Genomic DNA, 19,859 nt, shown 5'->3' on the forward strand with positions numbered 1-19,859 from the left:
CCGGGCTCTGTCAAGCCGCACAAGAAGTTCATGGCAGAAGCCTACATCCTGACGAAGGAAGAAGGCGGCCGTCATACGCCGTTCTTCACGAACTACCGTCCGCAGTTCTACTTCCGCACGACGGACGTGACGGGCATCGTCACGCTTCCGGAAGGCACGGAAATGGTTATGCCAGGCGACAACGTCACTGTTGCCGTCGAGCTGATCGTTCCGATCGCGATGGAAGAAAAGCTGCGCTTCGCTATCCGTGAAGGCGGCCGTACCGTCGGCGCAGGCATCGTTGCCAGCATCGTTGAGTAATTAGGCGGCTGGGCCAACGCCCGGAGATTAAGGATAGGGACACCGAAACTGGTGTCCCTCTCGATCTTTGAAACCGGTGGCCCGCCTCGAGTAACTAAAGTTAAAGACGTGTCTCTTAGAGAGGCGCGCAGGTAACAGACACAAGGATAAAGTCGAATGAACGGCCAGAATATCCGCATCCGCCTTAAGGCGTTCGATCATCGGATTCTCGACGCTTCCACGCGCGAGATCGTATCGACGGCTAAGCGCACCGGTGCTAGCGTCCGGGGCCCCGTTCCGCTTCCGACCCGTATCGAGAAGTTCACGGTTAACCGGTCCCCGCACATCGACAAGAAGAGCCGCGAGCAGTTCGAGATGCGTACGCATAAGCGTCTTCTCGACATCGTTGACCCGACCCCGCAGACGGTAGACGCGCTGATGAAGCTCGATCTCGCCGCCGGTGTCGATGTTGAGATCAAGCTCTGAGACCTTTGGTTCTCGAGCTGAGTGAGAAGGATTGAACCGATGCGTTCAGGTGTGATTGCACAGAAGGTGGGAATGACCCGCGTCTATAACGACGCCGGCGAGCATGTCCCGGTAACCGTATTGCGTATGGAAGGCTGCCAGGTCGTAGCCCAGCGCACAGTAGAAAAGAATGGCTACACCGCAGTTCAGCTCGGTGCTGGCCAGGCTAAGGTCAAGAACACGTCGAAGGCCCTTCGCGGTCACTTCGCCGTTGCCAGCGTTGAGCCGAAGGCCAAGCTCGTTGAATTCCGTGTTTCGGACGACAACCTGCTTGAAGTCGGCACCGAGATCAAGGCAGCTCACTTTTCGGCGGGTCAGCTCGTCGACGTGACCGGCACGACGATCGGTAAGGGCTTTGCCGGCGCCATGAAGCGCCACGGCTTCGGCGGTCTGCGCGCCACGCACGGTGTGTCGGTTTCGCACCGCTCGCACGGTTCGACCGGCTCGCGCCAGGATCCGGGCAAGGTGTTCAAGAACAAGAAGATGGCTGGTCACATGGGCCAGACGCGCGTCACGACGCAGAACCTCGAAGTGGTATCGACCGATGAAGATCGCGGTCTGATCCTCGTCAAGGGCGCAGTTCCCGGCTCCAAGGGTGCCTGGATCATCGTACGCGATGCCGTCAAGTCGGCAGCGAAGTAAGGGAGCCAAACCAATGGAATTGAACGTCAAGACCCTCGAGGGCAAAGACGCTGGGAAGGTTTCCCTTTCTGACGCGATTTTCGGCCTTGAGCCGCGTGAAGATATCATCGCACGCGTCATTCGCTGGCAGCTCGCCAAGAAGCGCCAGGGCACGCACAAGGCACAGGGCCGCGCGGAAGTTTCGCGCACCGGCGCCAAGATGTACAAGCAGAAGGGTACGGGCCGCGCTCGTCACCATTCGGCTCGTGCTCCGCAGTTCCGCGGCGGTGGTAAGGCTCACGGCCCGGTCGTGCGCAGCCACGAGCATGACCTGCCGAAGAAGGTTCGCGCCCTCGGCCTGCGTCTCGCTCTGTCCGCCAAGCTTAAGGCCGAGGATGTCATCATTCTCGACAACCTGGTTGCAGCGGATGCCAAGACCAAGGCTCTGGCCGGCGCTTTCGAGACGCTCGGCCTGACCAACGCGCTCTTCATCGGTGGTGCAGAGCTCGACAGCAACTTCAAGCTCGCAGCCGCTAACATCCCGAATATCGATGTTCTGCCGGTTCAGGGCATCAACGTTTACGATATCCTGCGCCGCGGCAAGCTCGTGCTGTCCAAGGCTGCAGTTGAAGCTCTAGAGGAGCGATTCAAGTGACGGATCTTCGCCATTACGATGTGATCGTTTCTCCTGCGATCACCGAAAAGTCCACTCTGCTTTCGGACAATAACCAGGTTGTTTTCAACGTTGCCAAGACCGCGACGAAGCCTGAAATCAAGGCTGCCGTCGAAGCTCTGTTCGGCGTCAAGGTTACGGCCGTTAACACTCTGCTGCGCCTCGGCAAGACCAAGCGGTTTAAAGGTCTCGTCGGCAAGCAGAAGGACGTGAAGAAGGCTATCGTGACGCTCGCCGAAGGCCAGTCGATCGACGTCTCCACCGGTCTCTGAGGAATAAGAAAATGGCATTGAAAACATTCAATCCGACGACCCCGAGCCAGCGTCAGCTGGTCATCGTCGATCGCTCGTCCCTCTACAAGGGCAAGCCGGTCAAGTCGCTGACGGAAGGCCTGTCTTCCAAGGGTGGCCGTAACAATACCGGCCGCATCACCGTGCGTTTCCAGGGTGGTGGTCACAAGCGTACCTACCGCCTGGTAGACTTCAAGCGTCGCAAGTTTGACGTCGAAGCAACCGTCGAGCGCATCGAGTACGACCCGAACCGCACCGCATACATCGCTCTGGTGAAGTATGCCGACGGCGATCAGGCCTATATCCTTGCTCCGCAGCGTCTTGCTGCCGGCGACAAGGTCATCGCTTCCGAGAAGGCAGTGGACGTGAAGCCGGGCAACACCATGCCGCTTCAGTTCATCCCGGTCGGCTCCATCATCCACAACGTGGAAATGAAGCCGGGCAAGGGTGGCCAGATCGCTCGCTCCGCTGGCGGTTACGCTCAGCTCGTCGGCCGCGACCAGGGCATGGCGATCCTTCGCCTGAACTCCGGTGAACAGCGCCTCGTGCACGGCACTTGCCTTGCAACGATCGGTGCCGTTTCCAACCCGGACCACGGCAACATCAACGACGGTAAGGCCGGTCGTTCGCGTTGGCGCGGTAAGAAGCCGCACGTTCGCGGCGTCGTCATGAACCCCGTCGACCATCCGCACGGCGGTGGTGAAGGCCGTACCTCTGGTGGTCGCCATCCGGTGACCCCATGGGGCAAGCCGACCAAGGGCAAGCGCACGCGGTCGAACAAGTCGACCGATAAAATGATTATGCGCTCGCGCCATCAGCGCAAGAAGTAAGAGAGGAAGTCTCAAGTGGCTCGTTCAGTATGGAAAGGTCCGTTTGTTGACGGCTATCTTCTCAAGAAGGCTGAGAAGGTGCGCGAAGGCGGACGCAGTGAAGTAATCAAGATCTGGAGCCGTCGCTCCACGATCATGCCGCAGTTCGTTGGTCTTACCTTCGGCGTCTACAACGGCAGCAAGCACATTCCGGTCAGTGTCAACGAAGACATGGTCGGTCACAAGTTCGGTGAGTTCGCCCCGACCCGCACCTACTACGGTCACGGCGCGGACAAGAAGGCGAAGAGGAAGTAACAATGGGCAAGGCAAAAGCCGAACGCCGGCTGAAGGACAATGAAGCGCAGGCAGTTGCGCGCACGCTCCGCGTCAGCCCGCAGAAGCTCAACCTGGTTGCAGCGTCTATCCGCGGCAAGAAGGTTGATCGTGCACTCGCAGAGCTGGAATTCTCCCGCAAGCGTATCGCAGGCGCCGTCAAGAAGACGCTTGAATCTGCGATCGCCAATGCAGAGAACAACCATGATCTCGACGTTGACTCGCTGGTCGTGGCGGAAGCTTACGTCGGCAAGTCGATCGTCATGAAGCGTTTCCACGCTCGTGGCCGTGGTCGTGCGTCTCGCATCGAGCGTCCGTTCGCCCACCTGACGATCGTTGTTCGTGAAGTGGAAGCTGTGGAAGCTCAAGGGGAGGCCGCATAATGGGTCAGAAAATCAATCCAATCGGTTTTCGTCTCGGCATCAACCGTACCTGGGATAGCCGCTGGTTTGCGGACAATGCCGAGTACGGCCAGCTTCTCCACGAAGACCTGAAGATGCGTAAGTTCGTCATGGACGAACTGAAGCAGGCTGGTATCTCTAAGGTGGTCATCGAGCGTCCGCACAAGAAGTGCCGCGTCACGATCCACTCGGCTCGTCCGGGCCTGATCATCGGCAAGAAGGGCGCAGACATCGACAAGCTCCGCAAGAAGCTGTCGGACATGACGAATTCTGAAACGCACCTCAACATCGTTGAAGTTCGCAAGCCGGAAATCGACGCTGTTCTGGTTGCCCAGTCGATCGCTCAGCAGCTCGAGCGTCGTGTGGCTTTCCGCCGCGCTATGAAGCGTGCTGTTCAGTCCGCGATGCGTCTTGGCGCCGAAGGCATCAAGATCACCTGCGGTGGCCGTCTCGGCGGCGCTGAAATCGCTCGTACGGAATGGTATCGCGAAGGTCGCGTGCCGTTGCATACGCTGCGCGCCGATATCGATTACGGTACGGCTGAAGCAGAAACCGCATTCGGCATCTGCGGCATCAAGGTTTGGATCTTCAAGGGCGAAATCCTTGAGCATGATCCGATGGCCTCCGAACGCCGTGCGCTGGAAGGCGACGCCCAGGGTCCGGCTAGCCGTGATCGCGATAGAGACCGCCGCCGCGATAACGCTTGATAGCGTACGTGGCAGATAAGTTCGGAGAATAGAAAAATGTTGCAGCCAAAGCGTACGAAGTACCGGAAGCAATTTAAGGGCCGCATCAAGGGCGTTGCCAAGGGTGGTTCTGATCTGGCGTTCGGCGAATTCGGCCTGAAGTCGCAGGAACCCAACCGCGTCAATGCTCGTGAGATCGAAGCGGCTCGCCGCGCGATCACGCGCTACATGAAGCGTGCCGGCCGTGTATGGATCCGCGTGTTCCCGGATGTTCCGGTAACCGCAAAGCCGACCGAAGTCCGTATGGGTAAGGGTAAAGGCTCTGTCGAATACTGGGCATGCAAGGTCAAGCCCGGCCGTATGATGTTCGAGATCGATGGTGTGAGCGAAGAAATCGCTCGTGAGGCTCTGCGCCTCGGCGCCGCCAAGCTCTCGGTCAAGACGCGCTTCGTGCAGCGCATTGCAGAGTAAGGAAGAAGCTCATGAAAGCCGCAGATGTTCGCGCCCTGAGCGCCGACCAACTCAAGGACGAGCTTGCCAAGCTGAAGAAGGAGCAGTTCAATCTGCGCTTTCAGAAGGCAACTGGCCAGCTTGAAAAGTCCTCGCGCATCAACGAAGTCCGCAAGGATATCGCCCGCGTGAAAACCATTGCCCGCCAGAAGGCGGCAGAAGCAAAGGCCTAAAGGAAAAATAACATGCCGAAGCGCATTCTGCAGGGCGTCGTGGTCAGCGACAAGAACGAGAAGACGGTAGTTGTCCGCGTTGAGCGTCGTTTCGCTCACCCGCTGCTCCAGAAGACCGTTCGTCGTTCCAAGAAGTACAAGGCTCACGACGAAAACAATCAGTACAAGGTCGGCGACACCGTTTCCATCGAGGAATGCGCGCCGATCTCCAAAGACAAGACCTGGACGGTCGTTTCCGCCCAGTCCAAGTAACAGAATTTCGCTCAGGCCCTTGCGTCTGGGCGAAATATCTGTATGAAGCACGAGCTTGGAAGCAGGACGCTCGAGTACGAGCGTTCTTTTGCTTTATTGATGGCCGGCAAAGGTAACCCTGGTGGTTCCGCACGCTGGAGAAATCAGACAAGAGACTAGTCCATAAGCCGGGGTAGGGGGTCGTTAGACCCAACCATTCCGGTAACAACAAGAAGGCGACCTGACATGATTCAGATGCAAACAAACCTCGACGTGGCGGATAATTCCGGCGCACGTCGTGTCATGTGCATCAAGGTGCTGGGCGGCTCGAAGCGCAAGTATGCCTCGATCGGCGACGTTATCGTCGTTTCGATCAAGGAAGCCATTCCGCGCGGCCGCGTGAAGAAGGGTGACGTGATGAAGGCGGTGGTCGTTCGCACCGCCAAGGATATCCGTCGTCCGGATGGCAGCGTCATCCGCTTCGATACCAATGCAGCAGTCCTCATCGACAACAAGAAAGAGCCGATCGGCACCCGTATCTTCGGACCGGTTCCGCGCGAACTTCGCGCCAAGAACCACATGAAGATCATCTCGCTGGCTCCAGAAGTACTGTAAGGGAGCGGAGCGATGCAAAAGATCCGTAAAGGCGACAAGGTTGTCGTATTGGCCGGCAAGGACAAAGGTCGTACCGGCGAAGTCATTCAAGTAATGCCGAAGGAAGACCGTGCGGTCGTCCGTGGCGTCAACGTCATCAAGCGCCATCAGCGCCAGACGCAGACCCAGGAAGCTGGCATTATCAGCAAGGAAGCCTCGCTTCACCTGTCCAACCTGGCAATCGTCGACAAGGACGGCAAGCCGACCCGCGTCGGTTTCAAGGTTGTAGAAGGCAAGAAGGTCCGCGTGGCCAAGACCTCGGGAGAAGTGATCGATGGCTGAGGTAAAGTACGAGCCGCGGCTCAAGAAGGAATATGTTGCCCGCATTCGTGCGGCGCTGCAGGAGAAGTTCTCCTACGCCAACGAAATGCAGATCCCGAAGCTCGATAAGATCGTGATCAACATGGGCGTTGGCGAAGCAACGGCTGATTCGAAGAAGCCGACTGTTGCTGCCGCCGACCTCGCAGCGATTGCCGGCCAGAAGCCGGTCATCACCCATGCGCGCAACTCCATCGCTGGCTTCAAGGTCCGCGAAAATATGCCGATCGGCGCCAAGGTAACCCTTCGCGGCGCCCGTATGTATGAGTTCCTGGATCGTCTGGTCAACATCGCGCTCCCGCGCGTTCGCGACTTTCGCGGCCTGAACCCGAAAAGCTTTGACGGTCGTGGCAACTTCGCCATGGGCATCAAGGAGCACATTGTGTTCCCTGAGATCAACTACGATAAGGTTGATCAGATGTGGGGCATGGACATCATCGTTTGCACGACGGCGACAACGGATGACGAAGCTCGGGCTCTTCTGAAAGAGTTCAACTTCCCGTTCCGTCAATAACCGTAACGACGAGCGTAGAAAAGGAACCTAAATATGGCGAAGACAAGCGCAGTTGAAAAGAACAAGCGCCGCCGCAATACGGTTGCCACTCAATCCGCAAAGCGGGCTGCTCTGAAGGCAATCATCATGAACCAGTCTCTCCCGATCGAGGACCGGTTCAAGGCCACACTGAAGCTGGCATCGCTCCCGCGCGATGGATCGAAGACCCGCATTCGCAACCGTTGCGAAGTATCGGGCCGTCCGCGTGCGTACTACCGCAAACTGCGCATGTCGCGTATCGCGCTGCGTGAACTCGGCAATTTCGGCAAGGTGCCGGGCATTGTCAAGTCGAGCTGGTAAGGAGCAGATTAGATGACTATGACTGATCCTTTGGGCGATATGCTCACCCGCATCCGCAACGGCGCTTCGCGTCGCAAGTCGTCGGTTTCGACGCCTGCTTCCAAGCTCCGTGCACGCGTTCTCGATGTTCTCCAGGCTGAAGGCTACATTCGTGGCTACTCCGTCGTCGATTTCGGCAACGGCAAGTCTGAGCTCAGCATCGAACTCAAGTACTATGAAGGCTCATCGGTGATCCGCGAGATCGGCCGTGTGTCTAAGCCGGGCCGCCGAGTTTATGTCTCGGTCAAGTCCATTCCGCAGGTCGCGAACGGTCTCGGTATCATTATCCTTTCGACTCCGAAGGGCGTAATGGCCGACCACCAGGCTCGTGAACAGAATGTTGGTGGTGAGGTTCTTTGCTCGGTCTTCTAAGGCCGAACATGGATCTCCTTCGAAACAGACAGGTTTGAAAAAATGTCTCGTATCGGTAAGAAGCCCGTTCAGGTGCCTGCAGGAATCACGGCCTCGGTTGATGGCCAAAAGGTGACTGCTAAGGGCCCCAAGGGCGAACTGTTTTTCGTTGCTAACGACGAAATCGGTCTCAAGCTGGAAGATAATGCAATTGTCGTAACGCCGCTTAGCAACTCCAAGGATGCTCGTTCGAAGTGGGGCATGTCCCGCACGATGATCGAGAACATCCTGAAGGGTGTTAAGGAAGGCTACGAGCGGAAGCTCGAAATCAACGGCGTCGGCTACCGTGCCGCCCTGCAGGGCAAGAACCTGCAGCTCGCGCTCGGCTTCAGCCACGACGTGGTTTACGAGCCGCCGGAAGGCATTACGATTGCTGTGCCGAAGCCGACGGAAATCGTCGTCAGCGGCATCAACAAGCAGCAGGTCGGCCAGGTTGCCGCTGAAATCCGCGAATATCGCGGTCCTGAGCCCTACAAGGGCAAGGGCGTTAAGTATGCCGGCGAGCGGATCGTCCGCAAAGAAGGCAAGAAGAAGTAAGGATCACGCGAAATGGCTAGCAGGAAAGAAGCACTTGCACGTCGTGCCAACCGCGTGCGCCGTCAACTCAAGTCGGTGGCCAATGGCCGTCCGCGCCTGTCGGTTCATCGCTCGTCGAAGAACATCTACGTTCAGGTCATCGATGATGCGGCCGGCAAGACGCTTGCGTCTGCCTCCACGCTCGATAAGGATCTGCGCGGTTCTCTGAAGACCGGTGCCGACACAGCCGCCGCCGCCCTCGTTGGCAAGCTCGTCGCCGAGCGTGCCACCAAGGCAGGCGTCAAGGAAGTCGTGTTCGATCGCGGCGCCTTCATCTACCACGGCCGTATCAAGGCCCTGGCTGAAGCAGCTCGCGAAGGCGGTCTGTCCTTCTAATCAAGTTTCCGGCCGGCAGCTTTAAGCGCCGGCCGGATATTCACCGGACCGCACGTTTCCCCGTAAGGGGAGGGCATGCGGTCTTTGTTGTTTGCCGATTGCACCCGGAAAAGAAAAAGGAAGAGGACAATGGCACAGGAAAAGAGGGGCTCGCGGGATGACCGTCAGAGCCGTGAAGAGCGCGATAGCGAATTCGTCGACAAGCTGGTCGCGATCAACCGTGTCGCCAAGGTTGTAAAGGGTGGCCGCCGTTTCGGTTTCGCCGCTCTCGTCGTTGTTGGTGACCAGAAGGGCCGCGTAGGCTTCGGTCATGGCAAGGCACGCGAAGTGCCGGAAGCTATCCGCAAGGCCACTGAAAGCGCCAAGCGCGATCTGATCTTTGTACCGCTGCGCGACGGCCGTACGCTGCATCACGACGTCCATGGCCGTCATGGCGCTGGCAAGGTTCTGCTGCGCTCGGCCAAGGTCGGTACCGGTATCATCGCCGGCGGCCCGATGCGCGCCGTTTTCGAAACGCTCGGCGTTCATGACGTCGTTGCCAAGTCGACCGGTTCGTCGAACCCGTACAACATGGTTCGCGCTACGTTCGACGCCCTGAAGCACCAGGTTCACCCGAAGGACATCGCAGCTCAGCGCGGCATCAAGTATGCCACTCTGCAGGCTCGTCGCTCCGCTTCGGGCAATGCCTCTGAAGAATAAGGGAGTTTGACCTATGGCCAAGACGACCAAGAAGGCTGAAGCCAAGGCGACCGTTACGGTCGAGCAGATTGGCAGCCCCATCCGCCGTCCGGATGTTCAGCAGAAGACGCTGATCGGTCTCGGACTGAACAAGATGCACCGTCGCCGCACGCTGGAAGATACTCCGGCTGTTCGTGGCATGATCCGTGCTGTCCAGCATCTCGTTCGCGTAGTCGACGAGAAGTGAGCCGGAGGTAATCGCTATGAAATTGAATGAGATCAAGGATAACGAAGGCTCGACCCATAGCCGCAAGCGCCTCGGCCGCGGCATTGGCTCCGGCTCCGGCAAGACCGGCGGCCGTGGTGTTAAGGGTCAGAAGTCCCGTTCGGGCGTTGCGATCAACGGCTTCGAAGGCGGTCAGATGCCCATCTACCGTCGTCTGCCGAAGCGCGGCTTCAACAACATCTTCGCTGCCGATTACGTTGTCGTATCGCTGGCGCGCATCCAGGTTGCGGTTGACGCCGGCAAGCTCGACGCCAAGAAGACCATCGATGCTGCCGCTCTCAAGGCTGCCGGCGTGATTCGCCGTGTCAAGGACGGCGTTCGGGTTCTCTCGGACGGCGAACTGAAGGCGAAGATTTCGCTGGAAGTTGCAGGCGCCTCCAAGCCGGCGGTCGAAAAGATCGAAAAGGCTGGCGGTTCCATTAAGCTGCTCGCTTCTGCCGCAGAATAATCTTATCAATAAGTCGCCCGGGGTGCTTCACACCGGGCGATTTTGCTCCCATATGTGTGCCTCACGAACCTGAATGATGCAGCTGTGTCTTTCCGGTGAATAACGGGACCCCAGGGTGAGGCATCCGATTGCAGTGCAATCCGTCCGAAGCCCGGCTTTTGAACAATTTGAAAACTGATTCCGGACCCGGCCGATTTTGCCGGAATTGGTAGTGCGGAGATTTGCATGGCTTCTGCTGCGGAACAATTGGCGTCCAATCTCAATTTCTCGACCTTTGCCAAAGCCGAGGATCTCAAGAAGCGCTTGTGGTTCACGCTCGGAGCTCTCCTGGTTTACCGACTGGGAACTCATATCCCGCTTCCGGGTCTCAACCCGGCGGCCTATGCCCAGGCGTTCCAGAATCAGTCTGGCGGCATTCTCGGCCTCTTCAACATGTTTTCCGGCGGCGCCGTCCAGCGCATGGCGATTTTCGCGCTAGGTATCATGCCCTACATCTCCGCTTCGATCATCGTGCAGCTCATGACCTCGGTCGTGCCGGCGCTCGAGAACCTGAAGAAGGAAGGCGAGCAGGGTCGTAAGATCATCAACCAGTACACCCGCTACGGCACGGTGCTGCTCGGCGCATTGCAGGCCTATGGCATTGCGATTGGCCTTGAGCATGGCAATGGCGTCGTTCTCGATCCGGGCTGGTTCTTCCGCATTTCGACCGTCATTACGCTGCTCGGCGGCACGATGTTCCTGATGTGGCTCGGCGAGCAGGTGACTTCGCGCGGTATCGGCAACGGTATTTCGCTGATCATCTTCGCGGGCATTGCAGCCGGTCTGCCGACGGCACTTGCCGGTACGCTCGAACTTGGCCGCACCGGCGCTCTGTCGACGGGCCTCATTCTCCTCGTGCTTGTCGTGGCTGTCCTGGTCATCGCATTGATCGTCTTCGTCGAGCGCGCTCAGCGCCGCCTGCTGATCCAGTATCCGAAGCGCCAGGTCGGCACCCGCATGTTCCAGGGTGACACCTCGCATCTGCCGCTGAAGCTCAACACCTCGGGCGTTATCCCGGCGATCTTCGCGTCTTCGTTGCTGCTGCTGCCGGCGACCATTGCCGGCCTCGGCACCAATACGGCGCTGCCGACCTGGGTCACCTCGATCGTCGCGGCCCTCGGGCACGGCCAGCCGCTCTACATGGTGCTCTACGCCGCCCTGATCGCCTTCTTTGCCTTCTTCTATACCGCGCTGGTCTTCAATCCGAAGGATACGGCCGATAATCTGAAGAAGCATGGCGGCTTCATTCCGGGCATCCGTCCGGGTGATCGCACCGCCGAATATATCGACTATGTGCTGACCCGTATCACGGTCATCGGCGCGATCTATCTCGTCTTCGTCTGCATTCTGCCCGAAATTCTCGTGTCCCAGACCGGTATTCCGTTGGCGCTGGGTGGCACTTCGCTTCTGATCGTGGTTAGCGTAACGCTGGATACGGTGGCACAGATTCAGGGTCACCTGATCGCACAGCAATACGAAGGCCTGATCAAGAAATCGAAGTTGCGTGGAGGAAAGAGGGGGCGATGAGATTGATACTTTTAGGGCCGCCGGGTGCAGGTAAGGGAACCCAGGCCCAGCGTATCGTGGAAAAGCATGGCATTCCGCAGCTTTCCACGGGGGATATGCTGAGGGCCGCCGTGGCGGCCGGGACTGAAGTAGGCAAGCGCGCCAAGGCCGTCATGGACGCCGGCAAGCTTGTTTCAGACGACATCGTCAATGCCATCGTGTCCGAGCGAATCGATCAACCGGATTGCGCCAGGGGCTTTATCCTCGATGGTTTTCCGCGGACGCTCGTTCAGGCCGATGCGACGGAAGCGATGTTGAAGGCGAAGGGTCTCGAGCTCTCCGCCGTGATCGAGATCAAGGTGGATGACGCCGTGCTCGCCGATCGTATTTCGGGCCGTTATACCTGCGCCAACTGCGGCGCCGGCTATCACGACGAAAATCTGAGACCGAAGGTGGAGGGTGTGTGCGACCGTTGCGGTTCCACACATTTCAAACGCCGGGCCGACGACAACAGGGAAACGGTCGTCGAGCGTCTGCAGGTCTACTACAAGGAAACCTCGCCGCTCATCGGCTATTACTATGCCAAGGGCAAGCTTCAGTCGGTCGACGGCATGGCGGATATCGAACATGTGACCGCCAATATCGAGGCGATCCTCTCTAAGCTTTAGATAGCTTAAAATAAACTTGCCGGGAGCGGTTGCTTTTTTGCACTGATTCCGTTAAACACCGCGCCAACTCGCGACATACCAAGCGATCGGCGCGGATTTCCATCGGGAAGTCCGGGTACGGTCGTTTTGACGTGTTACGGATCTAATCGAACAAGCAGCTCCCGGGCTGCATAACAAAAGCCCTTTGCTCAGGCAAAAGGAATGCAAGGAGAACAGGCGTGGCTCGTATCGCTGGCGTCAACATCCCGACTGCAAAGCGCGTAGTTATTGCGCTTCGCTACATTCACGGGATCGGACCGAAGTTTGCACAGGAAATCTGCGAGAAGGTCGGTATTCCGGCCGAGCGTCGCGTCAACCAGTTGACGGACGCTGAAGTTCTGCAGATCCGCGAAACCATCGATCGCGATTATCAGGTCGAAGGCGACCTTCGTCGTGAAACCTCGATGAACATCAAGCGTCTGATGGACCTTGGCAGCTACCGTGGCCTGCGCCATCGTCGCAGCCTTCCGGTTCGCGGCCAGCGCACCCACACCAATGCCCGCACCCGCAAGGGTCCGGCAAAGGCTATCGCTGGTAAGAAGAAGTAATTTCCGGGAAACCGGATTTGGGAGGCTGGCGGTCTGCGCCGGCCTCTTTTGAGTTTGGAACTGCGCCGATCGGGCGCTGCTCCGGTGGAGCCGCTGGCATTACGGCGGTGCAGAGATCCAAGAAAGGACTACCATGGCCAAGGAAGCCGTACGCGTTCGCCGTCGCGAGCGTAAAAATATTTCGTCGGGCGTTGCGCACGTCAACTCGACCTTCAACAACACGATGATCACCATCACCGACGCACAGGGCAACGCTATTGCCTGGTCGTCCGCTGGTGCCAAGGGCTTCAAGGGTTCGCGCAAGTCGACCCCGTTCGCTGCCCAGATCGCTGCTGAAGACTGCGCCAAGAAGGCCCAGGAACATGGCATGAAGTCGCTGGAAGTTGAAGTTTGCGGTCCGGGTTCCGGTCGTGAATCCGCTCTGCGCGCACTCCAGGCTGCCGGTTTCATGATCACGTCCATCCGTGACGTGACGCCGATCCCGCACAATGGTTGCCGCCCGCGCAAGAAGCGCCGCGTCTGATCATCGCCACTCACGACACCGGCCGGCGCATATGTGTCCGGCTCGGTGCTTTTCAAGCTCGGTTGTCACGATTGGATGGTGACAACGAACGGAAGGCAAGAATATGATTCAGAAAAACTGGCAGGAACTGATCAAGCCGAACAAGGTCGAGTTCACCTCGAGCGGCCGCACCAAGGCAACGCTCGTGGCCGAACCGCTGGAGCGTGGCTTCGGCCTCACCCTCGGCAACGCGCTGCGTCGCGTTCTGCTGTCCTCTCTGCGCGGTGCCGCTGTGACGGCCGTGCAGATCGACGGCGTGCTGCATGAGTTCTCCTCTATCCCGGGCGTCCGGGAAGATGTGACGGACATCGTGCTGAACATCAAGGAAATCGCCATCAAGATGGATGGCGATGATGCCAAGCGCATGGTGGTTCGCAAGCAGGGCCCCGGCGTCGTAACGGCTGGCGATATTCAGACGGTCGGCGATATCGAAATCCTCAACCCCGAGCATGTGATCTGCACGCTCGACGAGGGTGCCGAAATCCGCATGGAATTCACCGTCAATAACGGCAAGGGCTATGTCCCGGCCGAGCGTAATCGTGCGGAAGATGCTCCGATCGGTCTTATCCCGGTCGACAGCCTTTATTCGCCGGTCAAGAAGGTGTCCTACAAGGTTGAAAATACCCGCGAAGGACAGGTTCTCGACTACGACAAGCTGAGCATGTCGATCGAAACCGATGGTTCGATCACCGGTGAAGATGCAGTCGCTTTCGCGGCCCGCATCCTCCAGGATCAGCTTGGCGTGTTCGTCAACTTCGACGAGCCGCAGAAGGAAGCCGAAGAAGAAGCAGTTACCGAACTTGCTTTCAACCCGGCGCTCCTCAAGAAGGTGGACGAACTGGAACTGTCTGTTCGCTCGGCAAACTGCCTGAAGAACGACAACATCGTCTATATCGGCGACCTCATTCAGAAGACCGAAGCAGAAATGCTCCGCACGCCGAATTTTGGTCGCAAGTCGCTGAACGAAATCAAGGAAGTTCTCGCTTCCATGGGTCTGCACCTCGGCATGGAAGTGCCGGCATGGCCGCCTGAGAACATCGAAGATCTCGCCAAGCGATACGAAGACCAATACTAACCAACAAACTGCAGGTGGATGATGCCTGCAAGTGAAGGAGAATAGCCATGCGCCACGGTAAAGCCGGCCGCAAGCTGAATAGAACTGCTAGCCACCGTAAGGCGATGTTCGCCAACATGGCGGCTTCGCTCATCACCCATGAGCAGATCGTCACCACTCTGCCGAAGGCGAAGGAAATTCGCCCGATCGTCGAGAAGCTGGTTACCCTCGGCAAGCGCGGCGACCTGCACGCTCGTCGTCAGGCCATCTCGCAGATCCGCGACGCCGTTGTCGTTGCCAAGCTGTTTGATGCGATCGCAACGCGTTACGCCACCCGCAACGGCGGCTACCTGCGCATCATGAAGGCCGGCTTCCGCCAGGGCGACAATGCCGCTCTCGCAGTCGTCGAATTCGTTGATCGCGACACCTCTGCCAAGGGCGCAGCCGACAAGGCCCGCGTTGCTGCCGAGGAAGAAGCCGCAGCCGCTTAAGGCTCGCTTCGGATAGACAATCAAAAGGCCGGATGAGCGATCGTCCGGCCTTTTTCTGTTCCTTGTGTCCAGACACGTCGTTTCCAGTGCTGCGGCACTATTGGGGAATATGAACGTGTTTCTTGATGTGCTTCAGGTTGGCGACGATGGTGAAGATCATGATGACGAGAAGTGACCAGGAACTCCATTTTCCGATATGGACTGCGGACCAGGCTCCGAGTTGATTTGGGTACCCGCATGTGGAACCGTGAAGATCGCCAGGAAAAACAGCCCCACGAAAACACAGGCGCGGGCCTCCTTTATGCCGAAGAACAGGAACTCGACGGCGAACCGACGGATGCCCTTGAGATCGGAGTGAGCAGGCATGCGGGTGAGGTAGGTATCGAGAGACGGCAAAAGCTTTTCGAGTGCAGCGACTTTGGACATTTTCAGTATCTCTCGCTCTAGGCGCTGATGATGTCTCGGATGGCAATGTTGATGACAGGAAGAGCGTGGCGAAATTGCAGCTCAACATTGTGCTGACACGCGTGAATTTTCCGTATCCAGGGTGGCGCTGCATGCTCTTGCTTTTCAAGAAGATCGTGGGCTACCTGCGTCTGAGATTGATGTCTGTCGGTCGGCGAGGTACGATATTTGGAAGTCCGGAAAAGTGACGTGTCGAGAAGGATGTTGCTGCTTTCCGCTCTCGTCCTGACCATTGCCTGCGGTCTCGTCCTCAGGCGATTTGGATACGAAGCGCATCTGCCTTTTACCGTCGTCAAATATGGCGGCTCGATCCTGTGGGGATCGATGGTCTATTTTCTGCTGGCGTCGATAGTGGTCACTGCGAAGCCCTCGAAGATCGCTGTGGCCGCAGTATTGATTGCCATTTGCGTCGAAGTGTTCCGGCTGGTTCATATGCCGTGGCTGGACGCGTTTCGATTGACGACGGCAGGTGCTCTATTGCTGGGGCGCGTGTTTTCGTTGTGGAACATATTGGCCTATGCCGCAGGAATAGGCGCAGCTCTGGCGCTTGATGCCGCTCTTTCGGCGGGAAAGGGAGTTTGGCAGAAGCCGGCGGCATGAAAATCCGCTTCATCGCTCATCCTTGATTGCATAGCTGCATTTCCGTTTTGGCAGGCTCATTTTCATGAGATCGTTTGAATCCTAACTAATTTAATGCTAATAGATAGCCATGAAATCGTTTAACGCTCTCCAGCGAATCTTCACGGCTAACCTTCTGACGACCGGCCGCCAATGGCGGCGGGTCGTTGACCTTGTCCTGAGTTCCCATGGGATCTCGGAGGCGTCCGCCGCACCATTGCTGTGGATCGGCCGTCTCGGCGGCGGGGTGCGGCAGGTGGTTCTTGCCAATTATGTCGGCATCGAAGGCCCGTCGCTGGTGCGCTTGCTCGATCAGCTCGAAGGTCTCGGGCTTGTCGTGCGCAAGGACGATCCGACGGACCGCCGGGCGAAAGGCTTGTGGCTGACCACAGAGGGTGAGGCACTTGCGACGCGCATGGAGGAGACGCTCGACGAATTGCGCGGCAGGATCCTCGCCAATGTCGATAAGGCCGATATCGAAGCCGCGATCCGTGTGTTGCAGGCCTTCGAAGATTTCGAGGCGCCGAAGGCGTCCGGAACCAATCAACAGCGCGAGGAGGCATTATGAGCCTCCCGTCCTGGCGTGATTGGCTGTTTTCCGGCAAGGCCTTTGTGGCCGCTATGCTCGCGCTCTTCATCGCATTGTCTCTGGACCTTCCGCGCCCTTACTGGGCGATGGCGGCCGTCTACGTCGTTGCCAATCCGCTTGCGGGGGCAACGAGCTCGAAAGCGCTCTTTCGCGCGCTCGGCACGCTCCTGGGCGCCTCCGCCGCCGTCTTTTTCGTTCCGATTTTCGTCAATGCACCTATGCTCCTTTCCATCGTCATCGCGCTGTGGACAGGCACGCTGCTGTTCATATCGATGCTTGATCGGACCTCGCGCAGCTACGTCTTCATGCTGGCCGGATACACGCTGCCCATGATCGCCCTGCCGACCGTCGGCGCTCCGGAAACAGTCTTCGACGTTGCGCTTGCCCGCTCGGAAGAAATCCTCATTGGCATTGCCTGCGCCAGCGTCGTCAGCGCCGTCTTTTTCCCGACCAGCGTACGCTCGGTCCTTGGTCAGCGCATCACGACATGGCTCGACGATGCCGGCAGCTGGGCCGATGAAATCCTGCGCGGGGAGGGTGCTTCGCCCGCCACGCCGCTGAAGCGGCAGAAGCTTGCCTCAGATGTCACCGGCCTCGATCTCATCATCAGCCAGCTCGGCTATGATGCCGGCAGCCGCGATATCGTCCGCCATTCCCGCGAGCTGCGCAGCCGTCTCCTGATGTTGCTGCCGCTCTTCTCATCGCTGGCCGATCGCCTGCATGCGTTGAAGGCGAGGGAGAAAGCCCTGCCTCCTGAACTCCTCGCGGTCATGAACGAAGTGGCCGATTGGCTGTCCCAAGGTGGCAAGGGCGAGACCGATAAGACGGCTATCCTCCTCTCCGGAAAGATCGAGGCTTTACAGAATGCCGATCCCGATCTGAACTGGGATGACCTTGTGCTCTCCAGTGCGCTCGCACGGCTGAAGGAAATCGTCGATCTGTGGCAGGATTGCCTGACGCTGCGCAATGAGATCGTCGCCGGCAAGCGAGCTGGTTCCTGGCGCCCCGCTTTTCGCCATCGCGACGTCGTCGGGCGCAGCCGGCATTATGATTATGCCTTGCTGGCTTTCTCCGCCGGTTCGGTTGTCGTCGGCATCTTCATGGCCTGCTTCTTGTGGATCGTGACCGGCTGGGAAGATGGCGCCGGCTTCGTGACCATGGCCGCCGTCGCCTGTTCCTTCTTTGCCGCGCTTGATCGTCCGGCGCCGTTCATCACCTCGATGTTCGTCTGGACCGCATTCAGCCTGGTGATCGCCTTCATCTATCTCTTTGGCATATTGCCGGGCATCAACAGCTACGAACTGCTCGTGCTGGCATTCGCGCCGCCATTCCTGGTAATCGGCCTGCTGATCCCGCGGCCGCAGTCGAACATGCTCGCCATGCTGCTGACGGTGAACGGCGCCACCTTCATCGCACTGCAGGATCACTATACGGCCGATTTCAGCACTTTCATCAATGGCGCGATCGCCGCCTTGGCAGGCGTCGGCTTCGCGCTGGTCTGGACGCAACTGACGCGGCCGTTCGGCTCTGAACTTGCCGCATCGCGGCTGGTGCGGGCCGGCTGGAGCGATCTTGCCGAGACCGCCGCCGGTGCGCGGAGGGGCGATCATACGCGTCTGTCCGGCCGCATCCTCGATCGCCTCGGCCAGCTCGTTCCCCGCCTTGCCGCAGTCGAGGACCGCGAACTGAAAAAGGTCGACGGCTATGCCGACGTTCGCCTGGGCTTCAACGCGCTCATGTTGCAGAAGGAACGCCCGCAGCTCAGCACCGCCGGCGCATCTTCGGTGGGCACGGTTCTTTCCGGTGTCGCGGATTTCTATCGCTCGCGGGTAAAGGCGGGGCAGGCCATCGATCCATCGGATGGATTGCGCCAGTCTATCGACAACAGCCTGGAAGCGATTGCGCTCCGGGATGGGTCGGCGGGCCGTCCTAGCCTCGATGCCCTGGTCGGCCTGCGCCGGGCGCTCTTTCCCCATGCCGAGCCGCCGCAAAGCTGGCAGCCGCCCATGTCGGATACGTCCTCACCTCTTTCCATCGCAGCCGAGTAACATCATGCCCGCAGAATTCGATCTTTATGGCGTCTATATCCCACGCCTCCTTGTCCTCATGCTCGTGACGCTGCTCGCCGTCATTCCCCTCCGTCGCCTTCTCGCAAGGGTTGGGGCCTATGCCCTGGTCTGGCATCGCGGTCTCTTCGATCTCGCGCTCTATGTCCTGCTGCTCGGCGCGGTTTCCTCACTCTCCCGTTGGTACTTCACATGAACACGTTCAAAATGATCGGCCGCCTTTTCGTTACCCTTATCTTTGTCGTCGGAGCTGTCTTCGTCGGCCGAGAGCTCTGGGGGCATTACATGGATGAGCCATGGACGCGCGATGCGCGCCTGCGCGCCGATGTCGTCGGCATCGCGCCGGATGTCGCGGGTCTTGTCAGCGACGTGCTGGTCAAGGATAACCAGACCGTCAACAAGGGCGATGTCCTCTTCCGTGTAGACCGGGAGCGCTTCGCCATTGCGCTGGCGCAGGCCGATGCTGCGCTGGAAAGCAGCAAAGCCGCGCTCGATCAGGCCCATCGCGAAAACCAGCGGCAGTCGCGTCTCGGCGACGCAGGTTCCCTGCAGCAGAAAGAGCAGGCGCTGACCGCCGAGCAGCAGGCCGATGCATCCTTCCGTCAGGCGCAAGCCAGTCGCGATCTCGCCCAGCTCAATCTCGATCGCTCCGAGGTTCGCGCCACCGTGAACGGCAGGATCTCGAACCTGAGCCTGCGTCCGGGCGACTACGTGACGGCCGGCAGCGCTGAAGTGGCGCTGATCGACAGCGATTCCCTGCGCGTCGAGGGCTATTTCGAGGAAACCAAACTGCCGCGGATCCATGTCGGAGACGAGGTCTCCATCCACCTGATGGGCCAGACCGAAAAGCTGACCGGCCATGTCGAGAGCATCGCCAACGGCATCGAGGATCGCGAGCGCACCTCCGGCAGCATGCTTGCCAATATCACGCCCACCTTCAGCTGGGTTCGCCTGGCGCAGCGCGTGCCGGTTCGCATTGCGCTCGACAAGGTGCCAGACGGCACCAAGCTGATTGCCGGGCTGACGGCAACCGTCGAGGTGCAGGAACAGGCCCAGGCCAAGATCGCCAGTGCTGCGGAATGAA

32 protein-coding genes and 2 pseudogenes are annotated in these 19,859 nt (G+C 58.9%); 33 read left to right on the top strand and 1 reads right to left on the bottom strand.

The genetic code is table 11. From position 1 onward, the window contains the following. From tuf to rplQ, 28 genes and pseudogenes are all read left to right on the top strand, one after another. Positions 1-300: pseudogene (gene tuf / locus PMI03_RS05530) on the top strand (elongation factor Tu); the annotation flags it as partial. A gap of 156 nt (positions 301-456) precedes the next feature. Then, a complete protein-coding gene (gene rpsJ, locus PMI03_RS05535) occupies positions 457-765 on the top strand; it encodes a 30S ribosomal protein S10 (RefSeq protein WP_003547547.1) in 309 nt (102 codons plus the stop codon). 39 nt (positions 766-804) lie between these two features. Further along, complete coding sequence (rplC, locus tag PMI03_RS05540; RefSeq protein ID WP_007690750.1) at positions 805-1,446, top strand: 50S ribosomal protein L3; 642 nt, start codon at positions 805-807, stop codon at positions 1,444-1,446. A 13-nt stretch (positions 1,447-1,459) separates the two neighbouring features. Beyond that, the gene (gene rplD, locus PMI03_RS05545) at positions 1,460-2,080 is read left to right on the top strand and encodes a 50S ribosomal protein L4 (RefSeq protein ID WP_007690753.1); all 621 of its coding nucleotides are present in this window, start codon (positions 1,460-1,462) and stop codon (positions 2,078-2,080) included. Continuing rightward, complete coding sequence (locus tag PMI03_RS05550; RefSeq protein ID WP_007690755.1) at positions 2,077-2,370, top strand: 50S ribosomal protein L23; 294 nt, start codon at positions 2,077-2,079, stop codon at positions 2,368-2,370. The genes rplD and PMI03_RS05550 overlap by 4 nt, the downstream gene beginning before the upstream one ends. Positions 2,371-2,381: 11 nt before the next feature. Beyond that, positions 2,382-3,218: a 50S ribosomal protein L2 gene (rplB, locus tag PMI03_RS05555; protein WP_007690756.1), complete on the top strand. Its 837-nt coding sequence runs from the start codon at positions 2,382-2,384 to the stop codon at positions 3,216-3,218. A gap of 15 nt (positions 3,219-3,233) precedes the next feature. After that, positions 3,234-3,512: a 30S ribosomal protein S19 gene (gene rpsS, locus PMI03_RS05560; RefSeq protein ID WP_007690757.1), complete on the top strand. Its 279-nt coding sequence runs from the start codon at positions 3,234-3,236 to the stop codon at positions 3,510-3,512. Positions 3,513-3,514: 2 nt separating this feature from the next. Further along, entirely contained in the window at positions 3,515-3,913 is a 399-nt protein-coding gene (rplV, locus tag PMI03_RS05565; protein WP_007690758.1) for a 50S ribosomal protein L22, read from the top strand. After that, a complete protein-coding gene (gene rpsC / locus PMI03_RS05570) occupies positions 3,913-4,638 on the top strand; it encodes a 30S ribosomal protein S3 (protein WP_007690761.1) in 726 nt (241 codons plus the stop codon). The genes rplV and rpsC overlap by 1 nt, the downstream gene beginning before the upstream one ends. A 36-nt stretch (positions 4,639-4,674) precedes the next feature. Continuing rightward, positions 4,675-5,088, top strand: a complete 414-nt coding sequence (gene rplP / locus PMI03_RS05575; protein WP_004118395.1) for a 50S ribosomal protein L16 — start codon at positions 4,675-4,677, stop codon at positions 5,086-5,088. Positions 5,089-5,099: 11 nt separating this feature from the next. Continuing rightward, positions 5,100-5,300, top strand: a complete 201-nt coding sequence (rpmC, locus tag PMI03_RS05580) for a 50S ribosomal protein L29 (protein ID WP_007690763.1) — start codon at positions 5,100-5,102, stop codon at positions 5,298-5,300. 12 nt (positions 5,301-5,312) lie between these two features. Continuing rightward, entirely contained in the window at positions 5,313-5,552 is a 240-nt protein-coding gene (gene rpsQ, locus PMI03_RS05585) for a 30S ribosomal protein S17 (RefSeq protein ID WP_007690764.1), read from the top strand. A 225-nt stretch (positions 5,553-5,777) separates the two neighbouring features. Then, positions 5,778-6,146 (top strand): 50S ribosomal protein L14, encoded by a 369-nt coding sequence (gene rplN / locus PMI03_RS05590; protein ID WP_003573790.1) that lies wholly within the window; start codon positions 5,778-5,780, stop codon positions 6,144-6,146. 12 nt (positions 6,147-6,158) lie between these two features. Beyond that, positions 6,159-6,467 carry a 50S ribosomal protein L24 gene (gene rplX / locus PMI03_RS05595; RefSeq protein WP_007690770.1) on the top strand — a complete coding sequence of 103 codons (309 nt, stop codon included), beginning with the start codon at positions 6,159-6,161 and terminating at the stop codon, positions 6,465-6,467. Further along, complete coding sequence (gene rplE / locus PMI03_RS05600; RefSeq protein WP_007690773.1) at positions 6,460-7,017, top strand: 50S ribosomal protein L5; 558 nt, start codon at positions 6,460-6,462, stop codon at positions 7,015-7,017. Before rplX ends, rplE begins: the two co-directional genes overlap by 8 nt. Before the next feature lie 33 nt (positions 7,018-7,050). Further along, positions 7,051-7,356 (top strand): 30S ribosomal protein S14, encoded by a 306-nt coding sequence (rpsN, locus tag PMI03_RS05605; protein WP_007690775.1) that lies wholly within the window; start codon positions 7,051-7,053, stop codon positions 7,354-7,356. A gap of 12 nt (positions 7,357-7,368) precedes the next feature. Further along, a complete protein-coding gene (gene rpsH, locus PMI03_RS05610) occupies positions 7,369-7,767 on the top strand; it encodes a 30S ribosomal protein S8 (RefSeq protein WP_007690778.1) in 399 nt (132 codons plus the stop codon). A gap of 42 nt (positions 7,768-7,809) precedes the next feature. Beyond that, positions 7,810-8,343 (top strand): 50S ribosomal protein L6, encoded by a 534-nt coding sequence (rplF, locus tag PMI03_RS05615; protein ID WP_007690780.1) that lies wholly within the window; start codon positions 7,810-7,812, stop codon positions 8,341-8,343. A 12-nt stretch (positions 8,344-8,355) separates the two neighbouring features. Next, a complete protein-coding gene (rplR, locus tag PMI03_RS05620) occupies positions 8,356-8,718 on the top strand; it encodes a 50S ribosomal protein L18 (RefSeq protein ID WP_007690781.1) in 363 nt (120 codons plus the stop codon). Between the two features lie 129 nt (positions 8,719-8,847). Continuing rightward, complete coding sequence (gene rpsE, locus PMI03_RS05625; protein WP_007690783.1) at positions 8,848-9,417, top strand: 30S ribosomal protein S5; 570 nt, start codon at positions 8,848-8,850, stop codon at positions 9,415-9,417. Between the two features lie 13 nt (positions 9,418-9,430). Beyond that, on the top strand, positions 9,431-9,643 hold the full coding sequence (gene rpmD / locus PMI03_RS05630; RefSeq protein ID WP_007690786.1) for a 50S ribosomal protein L30: 213 nt from the start codon (positions 9,431-9,433) through the stop codon (positions 9,641-9,643). A 16-nt stretch (positions 9,644-9,659) separates the two neighbouring features. Next, positions 9,660-10,130 carry a 50S ribosomal protein L15 gene (gene rplO, locus PMI03_RS05635; protein WP_007690788.1) on the top strand — a complete coding sequence of 157 codons (471 nt, stop codon included), beginning with the start codon at positions 9,660-9,662 and terminating at the stop codon, positions 10,128-10,130. 225 nt (positions 10,131-10,355) lie between these two features. Further along, positions 10,356-11,696, top strand: coding sequence for a preprotein translocase subunit SecY (gene secY, locus PMI03_RS05640; RefSeq protein WP_007690789.1), 1,341 nt, complete (start codon positions 10,356-10,358; stop codon positions 11,694-11,696). Further along, entirely contained in the window at positions 11,693-12,343 is a 651-nt protein-coding gene (locus PMI03_RS05645) for an adenylate kinase (RefSeq protein WP_007690790.1), read from the top strand. Before secY ends, PMI03_RS05645 begins: the two co-directional genes overlap by 4 nt. A 218-nt stretch (positions 12,344-12,561) precedes the next feature. Continuing rightward, entirely contained in the window at positions 12,562-12,930 is a 369-nt protein-coding gene (rpsM, locus tag PMI03_RS05650; protein ID WP_007690791.1) for a 30S ribosomal protein S13, read from the top strand. 133 nt (positions 12,931-13,063) lie between these two features. After that, entirely contained in the window at positions 13,064-13,453 is a 390-nt protein-coding gene (gene rpsK / locus PMI03_RS05655; protein WP_003547577.1) for a 30S ribosomal protein S11, read from the top strand. A gap of 103 nt (positions 13,454-13,556) precedes the next feature. Next, positions 13,557-14,567, top strand: coding sequence for a DNA-directed RNA polymerase subunit alpha (locus tag PMI03_RS05660; RefSeq protein ID WP_007690792.1), 1,011 nt, complete (start codon positions 13,557-13,559; stop codon positions 14,565-14,567). Between the two features lie 47 nt (positions 14,568-14,614). Next, the gene (rplQ, locus tag PMI03_RS05665) at positions 14,615-15,037 is read left to right on the top strand and encodes a 50S ribosomal protein L17 (RefSeq protein WP_007690793.1); all 423 of its coding nucleotides are present in this window, start codon (positions 14,615-14,617) and stop codon (positions 15,035-15,037) included. 97 nt (positions 15,038-15,134) lie between these two features. Here rplQ and PMI03_RS31485 read toward each other — a convergent pair. Then, positions 15,135-15,269 (bottom strand): annotated as a pseudogene (locus PMI03_RS31485) (DUF817 family protein); the annotation flags it as partial. Positions 15,270-15,703: 434 nt separating this feature from the next. On the opposite strand from PMI03_RS31485, the gene PMI03_RS05675 reads away from it, so the two are divergent. The 5 genes from PMI03_RS05675 (at position 15,704) to PMI03_RS05695 (ending at position 19,858) form a co-directional block, all read left to right on the top strand. Continuing rightward, positions 15,704-16,102: a DUF2809 domain-containing protein gene (locus PMI03_RS05675; protein ID WP_007690798.1), complete on the top strand. Its 399-nt coding sequence runs from the start codon at positions 15,704-15,706 to the stop codon at positions 16,100-16,102. A 109-nt stretch (positions 16,103-16,211) separates the two neighbouring features. Then, on the top strand, positions 16,212-16,688 hold the full coding sequence (locus PMI03_RS05680; protein ID WP_007690800.1) for a MarR family winged helix-turn-helix transcriptional regulator: 477 nt from the start codon (positions 16,212-16,214) through the stop codon (positions 16,686-16,688). Then, the gene (locus PMI03_RS05685) at positions 16,685-18,757 is read left to right on the top strand and encodes an FUSC family protein (protein WP_007690802.1); all 2,073 of its coding nucleotides are present in this window, start codon (positions 16,685-16,687) and stop codon (positions 18,755-18,757) included. The genes PMI03_RS05680 and PMI03_RS05685 overlap by 4 nt, the downstream gene beginning before the upstream one ends. 4 nt (positions 18,758-18,761) lie before the next feature. Next, positions 18,762-18,971 (top strand): DUF1656 domain-containing protein, encoded by a 210-nt coding sequence (locus tag PMI03_RS05690; protein ID WP_007690804.1) that lies wholly within the window; start codon positions 18,762-18,764, stop codon positions 18,969-18,971. After that, the gene (locus PMI03_RS05695) at positions 18,968-19,858 is read left to right on the top strand and encodes an HlyD family secretion protein (protein WP_007690806.1); all 891 of its coding nucleotides are present in this window, start codon (positions 18,968-18,970) and stop codon (positions 19,856-19,858) included. The genes PMI03_RS05690 and PMI03_RS05695 overlap by 4 nt, the downstream gene beginning before the upstream one ends. Position 19,859 lies beyond the last annotated feature (1 nt).

The sequence above is a fragment of the Rhizobium sp. AP16 genome, from assembly GCF_000281735.1.
GTDB lineage: Bacteria > Pseudomonadota > Alphaproteobacteria > Rhizobiales > Rhizobiaceae > Rhizobium > Rhizobium rhizogenes.